Origin of the sequence: [Clostridium] innocuum, assembly GCA_012317185.1 — a bacterium.
Classification (GTDB): domain Bacteria; phylum Bacillota_I; class Bacilli_A; order Erysipelotrichales; family Erysipelotrichaceae; genus Clostridium_AQ; species Clostridium_AQ innocuum.
Window position 1 is genome coordinate 3,778,508 of sequence record CP048838.1, and the last position, 13,400, is coordinate 3,791,907.

The 13,400-nt window shown below is 44.9% G+C and carries 13 protein-coding genes and 1 pseudogene; 5 read left to right on the forward strand and 9 right to left on the reverse strand.

All coding sequences use genetic code 11. The annotated features are described in order from the left end of the window. Positions 1–14 precede the first annotated feature (14 nt). The gene (rpoN, locus tag G4D54_18495) at positions 15–1,232 is read left to right on the forward strand and encodes an RNA polymerase factor sigma-54 (GenBank protein QJA04270.1); all 1,218 of its coding nucleotides are present in this window, start codon (positions 15–17) and stop codon (positions 1,230–1,232) included. Positions 1,233–1,273: 41 nt separating this feature from the next. Continuing rightward, positions 1,274–2,500, forward strand: coding sequence for an EAL domain-containing protein (locus G4D54_18500; protein QJA04271.1), 1,227 nt, complete (start codon positions 1,274–1,276; stop codon positions 2,498–2,500). Positions 2,501–2,761: 261 nt separating this feature from the next. On the opposite strand, the gene G4D54_18505 is transcribed toward G4D54_18500, so the two are convergent. The 6 genes from G4D54_18505 to G4D54_18530 form a co-directional block, all read right to left on the reverse strand. Continuing rightward, positions 2,762–3,364, reverse strand: a complete 603-nt coding sequence (locus tag G4D54_18505) for a GNAT family N-acetyltransferase (GenBank protein QJA04272.1) — start codon at positions 3,362–3,364, stop codon at positions 2,762–2,764. Between the two features lie 119 nt (positions 3,365–3,483). After that, positions 3,484–4,215 (reverse strand): GntR family transcriptional regulator, encoded by a 732-nt coding sequence (locus tag G4D54_18510; GenBank protein QJA04273.1) that lies wholly within the window; start codon positions 4,213–4,215, stop codon positions 3,484–3,486. A 43-nt stretch (positions 4,216–4,258) separates the two neighbouring features. After that, positions 4,259–5,998, reverse strand: a complete 1,740-nt coding sequence (locus G4D54_18515; GenBank protein QJA04274.1) for a mannose-6-phosphate isomerase — start codon at positions 5,996–5,998, stop codon at positions 4,259–4,261. A 2-nt stretch (positions 5,999–6,000) separates the two neighbouring features. Further along, on the reverse strand, positions 6,001–6,555 hold the full coding sequence (locus tag G4D54_18520; protein ID QJA04275.1) for a cupin domain-containing protein: 555 nt from the start codon (positions 6,553–6,555) through the stop codon (positions 6,001–6,003). Next, on the reverse strand, positions 6,552–7,328 hold the full coding sequence (locus G4D54_18525) for a glucose-6-phosphate isomerase (GenBank protein ID QJA04276.1): 777 nt from the start codon (positions 7,326–7,328) through the stop codon (positions 6,552–6,554). Before G4D54_18525 ends, G4D54_18520 begins: the two co-directional genes overlap by 4 nt. Positions 7,329–7,495: 167 nt before the next feature. Beyond that, positions 7,496–8,254 carry a GntR family transcriptional regulator gene (locus tag G4D54_18530; protein ID QJA04277.1) on the reverse strand — a complete coding sequence of 253 codons (759 nt, stop codon included), beginning with the start codon at positions 8,252–8,254 and terminating at the stop codon, positions 7,496–7,498. Between the two features lie 107 nt (positions 8,255–8,361). Here G4D54_18530 and deoC point away from each other — a divergent pair, with 107 nt between their 5' ends. From deoC to G4D54_18545, 3 genes are all read left to right on the forward strand, one after another. Continuing rightward, positions 8,362–9,063, forward strand: a complete 702-nt coding sequence (deoC, locus tag G4D54_18535; protein ID QJA04278.1) for a deoxyribose-phosphate aldolase — start codon at positions 8,362–8,364, stop codon at positions 9,061–9,063. After that, entirely contained in the window at positions 9,060–9,929 is an 870-nt protein-coding gene (locus tag G4D54_18540; protein ID QJA04279.1) for a sugar nucleotide-binding protein, read from the forward strand. Before deoC ends, G4D54_18540 begins: the two co-directional genes overlap by 4 nt. A 455-nt stretch (positions 9,930–10,384) precedes the next feature. Further along, the gene (locus tag G4D54_18545) at positions 10,385–11,260 is read left to right on the forward strand and encodes a beta-1,6-N-acetylglucosaminyltransferase (GenBank protein ID QJA04280.1); all 876 of its coding nucleotides are present in this window, start codon (positions 10,385–10,387) and stop codon (positions 11,258–11,260) included. A gap of 199 nt (positions 11,261–11,459) precedes the next feature. On the opposite strand, the pseudogene G4D54_18550 reads toward G4D54_18545, so the two are convergent. From G4D54_18550 to G4D54_18560, 3 genes and pseudogenes are all read right to left on the reverse strand, one after another. After that, a pseudogene (locus G4D54_18550) lies at positions 11,460–11,863 on the reverse strand (HicB family protein). Positions 11,864–12,124: 261 nt separating this feature from the next. Further along, on the reverse strand, positions 12,125–12,436 hold the full coding sequence (locus tag G4D54_18555; GenBank protein QJA04281.1) for a hypothetical protein: 312 nt from the start codon (positions 12,434–12,436) through the stop codon (positions 12,125–12,127). A gap of 73 nt (positions 12,437–12,509) precedes the next feature. After that, on the reverse strand, positions 12,510–13,400 hold the full coding sequence (locus tag G4D54_18560) for a PTS system mannose/fructose/sorbose family transporter subunit IID (protein QJA04282.1): 891 nt from the start codon (positions 13,398–13,400) through the stop codon (positions 12,510–12,512).

Consider the following 13,400-nt stretch of genomic DNA (forward strand, 5'->3'; position numbering starts at 1 on the left):
ATAGAGGTGATGATATGACACAATTCCTGCAGCAGAATCAGACCATGAAGCAGACACACATCCTGACACACAAGAATCAGCAGGCATTAAAGATTTTGAAGATGGACAGCCGGGAATTGCTGGAGCTGATTTCCGAATGTGTACAGCAGAATCCGTTTCTTGACTTCCATCCCAGTGCACAGGGTGACGATTATCTTTTGCAAAATGCGATACAGCGACCGTCCTTACAGGAGGATCTGTATATGCAGCTGCACACGCTGCGTGAGCCCTATGATGAAGCTATCTGCGCCTATCTGATTGAATCGCTGGATGAACACGGCTTTTTAAGCGGCTCTGTTTCCGCATATTGTGAGGACCTGCAAATTGATGAGGAGACACTGCTGGGTCAGCTTCGCATCCTGCAGGGTTTTGAGCCCTGTGGAGTTGCGGCACGCAGTATTCGCGAAGCCCTGATTCTGCAATGCAGGAAAACCCGTAATACCATGGGGGAACAAATCCTTTCAGAATATGCACAGGAGCTTGCTGAGGGTGATTTAGCGGCAATCGCAGGAGGGATGCAGCTGAGCGTCAGGGAGGTAAAGGAGGTCATTGCTTCCCTGCGCACCTGTAATCCGGATCCCTGTGCCGCGTACGCAAAAGAACACGTGGAGACGATATTGCCAGAGGTGGAAATCTGTGTACAGGACCAGCAGCTTCAAATCGTACCCATGCGCTATGGCGCTACGCTTGTGCAGGAGCAGTATGTGCAGGCAATCGAACAAAATGAGCAGCTGAAAGCCTATTTCCGTGAGGCGAATCTGCTGTTTGAAACACTGAATCGCAGAAATGCCACGCTGTTACTGATCATGAATGAGCTTGTTAGCATACAGAAGCATCATTTTCTGTTTGGGGATGAGCTGCAATCCTGCACGCTGCAGCAGCTAGCAGATCAACTCGGTCTGCATGTTTCAACCGTATCACGAGCCTTACAGCACAAATACTACCTTTTTCACGGGGAATGCTATCCCATCCGCAGCCTGCTGTGTACAGCCACTGCACAGGGTGACAGTAGTGATGCGGTACAGCGGGCAATCACAGAAATCCTGCGCCATGAGGATCCCTCACATCCGTTCTCCGATCAGCAGCTCGTCATCAAGCTGAGGACGATGGATATCAGCGTATCACGCAGAACCGTCACCAAATATCGTAAGCTTCTGCATATTCCAAGCAGTACACACAGAAAGCATACATAAAAAAAGAAAAAGCGGCAACACTTTACAGCAGAGGTGTCGCTATGAAAAAAACAAATACAGGCCATGCACAGGAGCAGCCTTTGAACTGCTGTGTCATGACCATGGGAATCAAGCATGCAGAACAGCTTGTGCTGCTGTTTGGAAAAACGCGGGTGATACAGCTTATGAATCAGCTTTCTGAACAGGCACAGCACCTGCTTCCCAAAAGAGCGCAGATTGCACAGCTTTCAGATTACCGTCTGCTTTTTCTACTACCATCCTATACACGACTGGATGCGCTGCGTCTGGTATATGACCTGGATGACTGCTGTGATGCAATCGCGCAGCAGCTGTATGCGGCACGGCTTGCTTTATCGTTCGGCATCTGCCTGCCGTATACCTTGGATACTCTGGAGGATGCCATACAGTGTGCGGAATACTGCCGCCTTCATGATCGTGACTGCGAGCGGTTTTCCACATCCTATGCCTTTTATTCCAGACAGGCCAAGGAACAGCTGCATCACCGCTACCAGCTGGAACAAAAAATTCTAAACGCCCTGCACCGACAGGAATTCGAGCTGTTTCTACAGCCGAAAGTCAATACAAAGACCCGGCAGGTCGTTGGTGCAGAGGCACTGCTTCGCTGGATTCATAACGGCGTCTGTATACCCCTGCAGGATTTTCTTCCTGTCGCAGATCAGAATACCTGCATCCGACTGCTGGACACCTATATGTTTGAACGCGTCTGTCAGCTTCTTGCACAGCGCCATGCACAGGGACAGCCGCTCCTTCCTATCAGTATTAACGTATCCAAAGCTTCCTTTGAGGACGGACACTACTATCTTGGAGAAATCCTCGATATCTGTAAACGCTATGGTGTTGATCCTTCCTTGCTGGAGCTGGAGCTGCATGAGGATATTCCCTTTGAACATAAAGAGCAGGTACAGATGTTTGTGCTGAGACTGAAGGGGGCGGGACTGCGTTGTTCTCTGGATGATTTTGGAAGCTCCCGCTGCAACCTGCATGTCCTGAGCTGGATCGATGTGGATATGGTAAAGCTGGATCATTCCTTTTTTGCCGGTCCATGGAACAGCCGCCAGCAGATACTCTTACAGCACATCATCCCTATGCTGCACAGGCTTCACATCCCCATACTTGCGGAAGGTGTGGAAACACAGGAGCAGGTACAGTTTCTCACAGACCTGCACTGCACGCTGATTCAGGGCTTTTATTACTCCCCACCGGTTTCTGTTCATCAATTCTTCCAAGAAAATGAAATTATCGAGTAATTCATTGCTGAAGCACATTCTGGCAATACGCAATGATCCAAAGAACGAAACGGCATCGATTCATGCTATCACATATACAGAGTTGCACATATAAGTATTGTCGGGTAATTTCACGGTTTATCCATTTAGACAGGAGAACCACAGAAATGTAAAAAGGAAGCACATGTCTGCCGCTAAGCGTACAGACCCTGCTTCCTTTTGTTTAATTGAAATGCATATCAACTCTTACTTGTCAGAATGCTGACCTGTATGTCTCCCTGCTTACAGCTTGTCCAGCTGTTCCCCGATAATCCTCCAGGCGGTCTCATTGTCCTTTGCAAAGGTTTCGGCATTCGCATGAAAATTCACCGGCATACTTCCCATATACGCCGTAAAGCCGAGACGCTGATACATGGAAATTGCTACATAGCTGTTCGTCTGTGTCGTCAGATACAGAGGATGCTCACAATGCAGACTGCTGTACAGCTGAATCGTTTTCAGCATCAATGACTTCGCAAGTCCCTTTCTCTGATGCCGTTCATCAACACCAACCCAGTGCACCCGCATACGGCGCTCACCGAAATGATATCCCTTCCAGACGGAGGATGTACCTGCAAGCTGTCCGTTTTCATCAACCACCAGAATCATATTCTGCTGAAGCTCCTTTGGTTGAGCTTCGAAGGTTTCTTCAAAATAACGTCTGCCCGCCTCCATGCTATCCAGCTGACCAAGCGATACATGCAATGCAATCCAGGCCTCCTTATAGGAAGACTCATAGGGGTGAAAGGAATACCCCTGTGCCAGTGGGATATCCGTGATCACCGGTGGCTGTGTCAATACCATCAGCACCGGATAATAGGGAATACGCTTATCTAAGGTTGTCATAGGTTCCTCCATTCTCATAGCTGCATGCGTACGATTCTCGCATGTATAGCGTTATGCATTGACTGCTTTACAAATTATCATCCCTTATCCTGAAAAAAGGATGCGAAGCAATCGCACCCTTATCCAAGCTCAATAGAGTAGGAATAACGCTCTCCCGGATAATAGGAAATCGTATACTCCAGAACGTTGCCTTCATGATCATAGGATACACGTTCTCTGATTAGCAGCGGATCGCCTTTTTTAATATCCAGCTTCTCCGCTTCTTCTTTTCGGGCCGTTATCGCCTTGAAATTCTCACGCGTTTTCACCGGCTTGCGGATATTCAGCTCATCCAGCAGCGCATACATGCTCCCTGTATATTTTTCATCCTCCAGCGGCAGATTTCTGTCTCTGGAAAAATAACTGACAAAATACACAATCGGCACATCATCCCCGGTCCGCACACGATCCAGCCGATACACCAGATCACCCTTTTTGCATCCGAAGATATCCGCCACATGCCGGTCTGCCTTTACAAGCTCGATATGTGCCCAGCGTGTCCCCGGCTGTATACCGCGCTCCAGCATTTCATTTGTGAAGCTTTTGATACCTGCAAGCTGCTCTTCAATTTTATTTTGAAACAGAACTCTGGTTCCCTTGCCGCGGGCACGCTCAACGAGCCCTTCACTCTCCAGCTGTGCGATTGCCTGACGCGCAGTAATTCTGGATACATGAAAGATTTCCTGCAGCTGTGCTTCACTCGGTAAGGAATCACCAGGTGCATATTCCTTTGATAAAATCTTATCCTTGATGATCTTCTTTATCTGTATATATAACGGAACGGCTCCCTTGCCAAAATCCAGCTTTTCCATGAAGTCACCTCCATGTAACTATTATATCATGTATGCGTATATTTTAGGAGTTATTTCTTACGTAAGCCTTCATAATTCCGATTTTGCTGCCGACAGACTCTCCATAAGGACGAATCGTATATTTACCGGTGCTTGCCGGAACAATGAAGGTTTCCGCATAATGGACAACAAACGGTTCGAATTTTCCTTCTTCACTTTCCACAACAGCTTCTCTTCCTTCCACAAGATTCAGCATGTTGACGGTACCGGCGGTATCATGATGGGTGATGGTTTCTGTCCAGTATCTTCTTGTTTCGATGAATTCCAGCTCATGCAGACCTGTGTGTTCTTCCACATAGTCCTCTGTGCGTTTCACCTCATGAATTGCATTTACAAGGTTTTCCTCACACCATTTTGTCGTACGGTCCCACTGAATAACCTCTTTACCATGCTCCACATGTACCGGTCTCGGGCGGCCATCCAGACCAACGCGTCCCCAGTCCCACAGCTTGAAGGTAAAGATATACGGAGTTGCACTGATTTCCAGCACCATCGCCTCACTACCGGAGCAGTGGCAGGTACCGGCAGGAATCAGGAAGTGGTCATGCTTCTTCGCAGGGAACTTATTGATGTATTTCTCTGCATCAAATTCAATTTCCCCTTTGTTTGCACGGCGTAAATCCTCAATCATCTGCTTTTGATCCACACCGTCCTTCAGACCCAGATATACACAGGCACCCTCTCCGGCATCCAGCATATAGTAGCTTTCATCCTGTGTATACTGCATACCGAACTGCTTTTTGATATATTCTGTCAGCGGATGTACCTGCAGACTCAGATTCTGTCCGCCCATGGTGTCCAGGAAGTCAAAACGAATCGGGAATTCCGCACCGAAGCGTGCATAAACCTGATCACCAAGCAGCGGCTTTGGCTGATACAGCACCAGATCCATTGCCGGAATCTCCACGACAGCATCTGCAAATTCCAGGTACAGGGAGTTTTCCTCCGGTACACCGTCAAAGCTCCATGCGAAATTGGATTTTTCACGGTCAAGATCACAGACCTCCTTCATCCACTGTCCACCCCATACACCCGGGTCGAAATACGGAACGGTACGGAACGGCTGCTGTGCAATCTGCTTCAATGCATCGCGCAGTGCAGTACCAGGAATCATTTTCGGATCATTTGCCTTATTGGTATCAATCAGCCAGTCGATATCCTCAAACACTGACATCTTGTGCTTATCGGCAATCCGCCATTCAATGAAGAATCCGCGCTTATTCTTACGCAGCGGGTCTTCGTCATAATTGCTGCACTTATAATTTCCCATACCCGCACGATAACGCATCTGAATTTCCCAGCGTGCCATATCGAAATACACCAGCTTATCGCCAGGATGTACCAGTGATGCTCCAAAGCCGTACACGATTACGAGACCATCGGCTTTTTCCACCTGCTGTTTCGCGGCCTCCAGCTTCTCCATATCAATAAAATCAGAAACCTCTCCATAATACATCTTGCCGAATACGCGGTCATCGGTAAGGATATACTTCAGCTGCTCTGTAATTGTTTTTTCTTCCTTGAATACATCTATCATATTGATCAGCACGGAAGGCTCCAGCTTTTTCAGCTCTGTAAGGATTTCCTCATCCCGTACCCCCGGATACACATCACATGTGATGACATACTTTCCGGATGGGATTTCCTTTTTCAACGTATCCAGAATATTGTTGTAGCCGACAACAGCAGCGTGCTCATGTCCTTTGATTTTTGTTGATGGAAATTTGTTGTAATTGCTTTTCATCTCTAGTCCTCTACTTTCTCAAAACGAAGGGTTCCTTCTTCTTTATATACGCGATATCCAAACGGCTGACGTTCAACTGCGGCATAATCATGGCCTGCATCACATGGCCAGCAGGCACCGATTTTCATCGGCTCCTCACCGGTATTGATCAGCCGGTGTGCAAGATGTCCGTCAATATGGTGAAGAGAGCCGGGATAGGTTTTTTCTGCCCAGGTTGTCCCATCCTCATCCATCAGCATCAGCAATCCTTCTCCGGCAATGCAGAAATAAAATTCCACACATTTCCGGTTTTCATGCCAGTGTCCGCGGGTCATATTGCATTCGCCGTTTACCAGTACGGGATACAATACAGTCAGCCCCCAGTTCAGATTGCCTGCGCGTTTGTCATCCCCCTGCGTATAGTGATAAACCTCATACATCAGCGTATCATCCGCAAGTGCAGATTCTGTACGATAGAAGCCTTTCGCATCCTGATACAGCTTGACGGAGGTGTTTACCTCACTGCCTCTGATTACATCCTGAAAATCATGAATGACTTTTGGTTCAATGACGTTCATTTATGAAATTCCTCCCATTCCTTTTCCTTCAGCTGCGGTCTTGATACAAACAGAAAGCGATCCGGGTCTTCAATAAACTGCGTATAGATCGGCTTGCCCGGCTCCAGATCAAATTGCGGATAGTCGTGTGCAGCTATCACGTGCAGCTTTGCATTTTTGTAGGCAGGATTTATTTCCCAGGTAATATTACCAGCCTCTACGACCGGAAAATAGGCAATTCCATGATGGGCACGCACTTCCTCATAATCAAAGCCGAAATCCCGAACACACCATGCACCGAAGGTCAGCGGCTTTTCCACATTGGCGTTGATGGTCGCATGCACCCAGCCCGGTGGAACGATGACAACTTCCCCTGCTTTCGCATGGACTGCGTAACAGTTTCCCGCATCGTCCTTTCCATATTCCTGCATATAGATAAAGGCTTCACCGTCCCATATCTCATACACCTCACAGGTTGAAGACTGGCAGGACGGGGATATTGCGTGAATATGCCCCTGGGAACGTACCGGTTCCTTTCCAAGGGTTCCCTTTGCATAGGTCACAGCACCATACAGCAGATTGCGTTCTGTAATCGCTGTGTGATCCTGCTTTCTTCCTACATCCATAACAATGCTGTAAAGAATTTCAGGGCCTGTACAGGATGGATCCTGCAGGGAGGAGCGGATTGCTTCCAGCGTTCTTTTTTCCGGCTTCGGACCAAACACGTCCGGTCCATAGACAAATTCCATATCCTTCTCTCTGCTTTCGATATCAAAGCCAGGATAGAATTCCATATAACCACCTCCTAGTTGTTATATCATTATGTCATTTACACCTGTATTGTATCCTGTTTCCCTTCTTCTGTCAACCGCTAAAAAGAAAAAAAACAGGCAAAATTTGCATCCCTTTGCATACTGCTCACCATTCATCTGAAAAGAAAAAACCGTCACCTGAATGACAGTTAATTCTCTCTGCGAATCAATCGCATCTTAAACTTATTACGATCTCCGCGGTACTCCGCAATCGAATATTCCACTGGCTCATCCTGCTGTGTATAGGCAACCGTTTCCACATGCATCAGGACGCCGTCCTCCTCCATATTCAGAATCGTACGCTCCCTCTGACCCGCTTTTCTTGCCTCTACAGTACGATCGACATAGGCAACCTCAGTCTGATATTTCTGTGAGAAGATATCATATAAGGAAGACTGTTCGAAATCCTCCAGCTCGATATCCAAAAAGTGCTCATACGGTACGAAGGTATTGACCAGAACCATCTCCTCATGATCTGCATAACGAAGGCGCTGGAGGTGAAATACCCGTTTGCTTTTCGGATAAATCTCCACACACTTCTCCGGCAGCTCAATCACCTCACTGACGATTACTCTGGTGGATGGGGTCAGATGAAGACTGCGCATTTCCTCATCAAAGCTTCCCAGCTTCTGAAAGAAGTAGCCTTCAATTTTCGGACGTGACACAAAGGTCCCCTTTGCTTTATGCCGTGTGATGTAGCCTTCATTGATCAGTTCGGAAAAGGCCTGTCGCACAGTTGGACGCGAAATATCCAGCAGCTCACAGAACTCCGCTTCGGTCGGCAGCTTGTCCCCGGCCTGAAAAATCCCCTGCTTCAGCAGCTCCACCAGCTGTGTCTTCAGCTGAAAATATAAGGGCACCGGTGATGCCTTACTGATTGTAAACTGTTTTGCGATTCGCTCATCCATAATTGTCCGACTCCTTTTCACAATATCTTAATTATAACGGATTGACTTCTGTTTGACAACTTAAGTTCGTAATGTTATAATGTAATTACATTAAAGGAGGGTATTATATGGATATCATCAATACACTAACAGAAAAATCACTCGCCAAATATTTCGATCACACCTTTTTAAAGGCATATGCGACAAGAGCAGACTTTGAAAAGCTATGTAAGGAAGCTAGGGAGCTGGGTACTGCAATGGTCGCAATCAACTCCGCACAGGTACGCGTTTGCAAAGAGCTGCTGAAGGGATGCGATGTGCATGTGGGTGCTGCAATTTCCTTCCCGCTGGGACAGACTGTTTTGGAAATCAAGGTGGAGGAAACAAAAAAAGCAATACAGGATGGAGCTGATGAAATTGATTATGTCATCAATATCGGTGAAGCAAAGATGGGACACTGGGACTATATTGAAGAGGAAATGCGTCAGATTACAGAAATCTGTCGTGCGCATAAGGTAATCAGTAAGGTCATCTTTGAAAACTGCTATCTGGAAAAGGAAGAAATTAAAAAGCTGGCGGAAATCGCAAAAAAGGTGAAGCCGGATTATATCAAAACAAGTACAGGCTTTGGAACCGGCGGAGCTACGCTGGAGGATGTTCGTTTGATGAAGGAAACAGTCGGGGATGATGTAAAGGTCAAGGCTGCCGGAGGTGTGCGTGACTGGGAAACCTGCAAGGCTATGATTGAGGCAGGTGCTGAACGAATCGGTACCAGCAGCTCCATTGCTATTCTGGAAGGCTTCCGAAACGAAAGAGGTCAGCAGAAATGAAAACAATGGTGATTACAGGAGGTAACGGATTTATCGCATCTCTGGTAAAAGAGGCTATGCAAAGCTCCATGGAGATCATCCCACTTACAAGAAAAGAGCTGGATTTAGGGGATACTGCTGCTGTTCGCAGCTGGTTTAACACCCATGATTACGATTATGTTTTTCATACCGGAGCTATGGCACAGACAGCGGACTGTGAAAATCATCCGGAGCTGACACACCGCATCAATGTGGACGGTACAAAGGAAATCGCCAAGGCCTGTAAAGAGAAGAATGCCCGCTTGATTTTTATCAGTACCGAGCAATGTTTCAATGGCAAAACTGAGGAAGGACCGTTCACAGAGGATACACCGTTATGCTCGGTTACGGCATACGGCAATCACAAGGTGGAATGCGAAGACTTTATAACCTCCGTGCTGGAGGACTACATCATACTGCGCTTTTCCTGGATGCTTGGCATGAGTCGTCCGGGAATCAAGGCATCACCGAACATTATCCGTAACGTTATGAATGCCATGTTCTATCAGACACCTGCTAAATTTACGGTGAACGAGATTCGAGGAATGACGTATGCACAAAAGCTGGCGGATGTATTTGATAAAATTATCGAGCTGCCTTCCGGTGTCTATCATGTATCCGATACCAACACGCATAACACCTATGAGTCCGCTAAAATCGTAGCACAGAAGCTGGGATTCACACAGGAACAGATCGATGCCTGCATCCTTCCAAATCATGAGCGGTATGCAGATCGCTTCCGTGATTATCGTCTGGATACTCAAAAGCTGAAAGCACATGGAATTGATTTTGGTACCTTTGAAGAAAATGTGGATGCCTGTCTGAAGGATTTCGGCTGGCTAAAATAACACGAAAAAGAATATCCTGTTATTGGTGACAGGATATTTTTTATCAGCATACATAGAAATATAATCCGTCAAATCAGAATATTCCAAAGAGTGCACTTACGAACCGCATTGGTAATCTTATCAGATTGCCTTTTTTTATCCATACGATCAAAGCGTTGATTCCATAATCCCCTTCACACTCTTTAGGCGGAAATAAATAGATAACATTTTTCTTAAACAAGCTTGATGTCTATATATAGATACTATATTATCCGCTTTCATATGATCTAATTCAACCTAATAAAATCAATAGATCAGCATTTTCCCTTCCGAAATTAAACAGCTTTATGCTTAATTACAGCATATCACTGCCTGCTATACCTTTTCTTCCTACCTTCCAGTTTCTAATGACGATTATCACTACAATTTTCATCTGAAAATGATATAATAGACTGGTAGTATATGGAGGAATGATTATGAAAATAGCATATCTGATGCATTCAGACCGGAAATACGATGAGGTTGTAGAAACGATCAATCAGCTTACCAAACAAGGGGATCACGTTTTTATCATGATAAATGATGATGATCTCAGAGAGCAGGTTCAATTTGTGTACATGGATTATTCCAGAGTACATATTTCCCACACACAGGAATTCGCTCAGGAAGGCGATATGTCAATGGCAAGGGGTACACTGATTCAAATGAAGGAAGCTGTTCAGATAGGCTTTGATTATTATATCAATTTGAATGATGGTATGATGCCGATAAAAACGAGGGAGGAAATTACCGCATTTCTGGAAGAACAGAATGGTAAGGATCTCTATTATGTGGAAACATCTGAGAAAGAGGAGCCTGCGCTGCGTAAAAAGACTTTAAAGTATTATCCCTTCACAAATCTTCTGGCCTTTCCCAGAGGAAAAGCGACACGTGCAATTACCAGAGGCTTTGGAAGCTTACTGTATGCTTTGCACATCCGCAGAACTCTGGATGATGTCATTCAAATTGGCAGTCCCTGGTTTATGCTGACGCATACCAGTGCACAGATCCTTGCAGATAATTTTGACTATTGCTCCACGACTTTCAAATTATCCTGGTATGCCGAGGAAATGTATATTCCTATGATGCTGGATAAGTTTGGCAATAAATGTGTTGAGCATGTAAATAATGATTATCGTGTTGTAGGAAACGGAAAATGGGAACGCAGTCAAAACACACGCCCAACAACGCAGGAGGCGATTGACCGATATCCGGAGGCACTGTTTGCGGGTGCTATTCTCGTTGATGAAGATTTCACTCTATATGAAAAATATTTCGATGTATATAATGCCAATTTAGAAATGGAAGAATAACTGATCATCGGTTATTCTTTTTTATCGTAAATGAATATCACTTTCTAAGGTGATTCAGTCATAGTGTTCCTTTTGCCGCCTATTGTATAGCATATATTGGAAACATGTTCCGATATCATAAAGATCAGCTTTCTTTCGGCTTGTGAATGTTTAAAATGCAGAATATCAAAATACTTTTGAAGCATGATAACGCTTATACCTAGTACAAACGGAAGCACTTACCTTTTTTTGTATGAATACAGGATTGCTGTATGGATGCTGCATGAAACATAAGCATTTCATCTAATTCATTTAACCAGGCTGGAATTGTAACATTTTACTTATCGCTCTTTTGTTATAACGTTTATTAAGTTTAATGGAAGTAAGCTCAATCATCCTATTAAACACGCCATTTGCATAGTTGATCGTAAATGAATCACTCATTACAGGAATTTCTTCTTTGTTTTCTTTTTCTCACATCCAAACAAAGACCTAACACTCATTGGCCGTCTCAATCGCCTGCTCTGATGTGTCTCCACACGTGATAGCTTCTGGCAAATCCGGAAACGTAACAGTATAGCGACTATCTTCTTTTTCAAATAACGCTGGATAAATCTTTTGCAGGAAAAGGAACAGCAATGCTTTTATTGGTCACAGGATTATGCAATATTCTACGGTAACCTACCTGTTGTATCTCAATAAAAGTGCCCTGTTTAAGCAGTTTCATCATCTGCTTTGAAGTCATCCCATCATATGATTTTCCTTCGTCTTTAAATACGCTTAGATGTGTATGTCAATATTTTCATACACATTTATACACGCTATAAACACGAAAAAACTTCCCATAGGAAGTTTTCATACATCAGAATTAGAAAAGGGATATTCTTAAAACCCTTTCAATTCATCAATCATTGCTAAAACATGCTTCTTCCCATTACGGAAGCTCATGAAGGACATAATGGTGAATCCACCAGATAGAATTGCACCAACCAGAGCAATCCATTTAACTACATTTCGGACTGTATCACTGATATCCGGTAAAATAGGATCTTTCATGCCAGTAAATCCCCAGACACAAAGGCCTGCAGTCACAAGGAAAATAATCCCTCCAACCTTGACCCAGCTTCCGAGCCGTCGTACCAGTATATTTTCAGACTGTATTTTCTGTTTCAATGCATCCTTCTCTGATTTCTTCATCACTTATACCTCCTGTTATAAAGAAATCATCCCCACTTGGGAGGCAGGGATGATATTTCTATTTTTTTGTTAATTAGTAAGACAGATTTGGATCGAAGAATCCAACAAGAACACCGACGATAGCTACAACAACCATCAGCAGCATAATTTTGATTGGACTAATTGCTTTCTTAGCCATTAACCACCAGCAGCCCAGTACGAACAGCAGAGTCAATACGCCAGGGAATGCGCCATCCAGTTTTTCCTGCAGTAATACAGGTACTTCCTGAGTTCCTGTAACCTTTTCGATTACTTTGGAACCTTCAATAACCATTTCTGTTTTATTCTGAATAGAAGTTGTCAGCTGTACAGAAGTAGTAATAGATACCCAAGTACCAGCCATAGCACCAACGATTACCTGACCCATAACGATTACGGATTCACGTAATGCAGTTGCCTGCTCACCAACGATAACTTCTACAGCAGAACCACCAAGTTCATAACCTTTGTTATAGATCCATTTCTGGAAGAAGATACTAGTCACGTTCCATACAACGATATAGAACAGAGGACCAATAATGGATCCGCCTTCCGCAAGACCTAATGCAATACCTAATAATACTGGAATATACGTACCAACGATCAGAGAGTCACCGATACCAGCCAAAGGACCCATCAGACCTGCACGAATACCATTGATCATTTCATCATCGATTTCTTCAGCACCGTTTGCACGAGCTTCTTCAAGACCAGCGGTAATACCAACTACGATAGAACCAATCTGAGGCTCTGTGTTGAAGAATGGATAATATGTCTGCAGCTTTTCAGCCTGCTCATCTTTCGTTTCATATAATTCCTGGATAATTGGTAACATGGACCACATGTAACCGAATGTCTGCATGTGCTCATGAGAGAAGCAAGTCAGGTTACCATAGAACCAACGCCAGAAAGAACTATTTAATGACTTTTTCGATACCTTTTTCAT

Excerpts from the sequence above, each read along its gene's own strand:
- G4D54_18530 (QJA04277.1), bottom strand. The coding sequence starts at position 8,254 with ATGGATGAGCGAATCGCAAAACAGTTTACAATCAGTAAGGCATCACCG.
- G4D54_18520 (QJA04275.1), bottom strand. The coding sequence starts at position 6,555 with ATGAACGTCATTGAACCAAAAGTCATTCATGATTTTCAGGATGTAATC.
- rpoN (QJA04270.1), top strand. The coding sequence starts at position 15 with ATGACACAATTCCTGCAGCAGAATCAGACCATGAAGCAGACACACATC.
- G4D54_18515 (QJA04274.1), bottom strand. The coding sequence starts at position 5,998 with ATGAAAAGCAATTACAACAAATTTCCATCAACAAAAATCAAAGGACAT.
- G4D54_18510 (QJA04273.1), bottom strand. The coding sequence starts at position 4,215 with ATGGAAAAGCTGGATTTTGGCAAGGGAGCCGTTCCGTTATATATACAG.
- G4D54_18500 (QJA04271.1), top strand. The coding sequence starts at position 1,274 with ATGAAAAAAACAAATACAGGCCATGCACAGGAGCAGCCTTTGAACTGC.
- G4D54_18540 (QJA04279.1), top strand. The coding sequence starts at position 9,060 with ATGAAAACAATGGTGATTACAGGAGGTAACGGATTTATCGCATCTCTG.
- G4D54_18545 (QJA04280.1), top strand. The coding sequence starts at position 10,385 with ATGAAAATAGCATATCTGATGCATTCAGACCGGAAATACGATGAGGTT.
- G4D54_18560 (QJA04282.1), bottom strand. The coding sequence starts at position 13,400 with ATGAAAAAGGTATCGAAAAAGTCATTAAATAGTTCTTTCTGGCGTTGG.
- deoC (QJA04278.1), top strand. The coding sequence starts at position 8,362 with ATGGATATCATCAATACACTAACAGAAAAATCACTCGCCAAATATTTC.
- G4D54_18555 (QJA04281.1), bottom strand. The coding sequence starts at position 12,436 with ATGAAGAAATCAGAGAAGGATGCATTGAAACAGAAAATACAGTCTGAA.
- G4D54_18505 (QJA04272.1), bottom strand. The coding sequence starts at position 3,364 with ATGACAACCTTAGATAAGCGTATTCCCTATTATCCGGTGCTGATGGTA.
- G4D54_18525 (QJA04276.1), bottom strand. The coding sequence starts at position 7,328 with ATGGAATTCTATCCTGGCTTTGATATCGAAAGCAGAGAGAAGGATATG.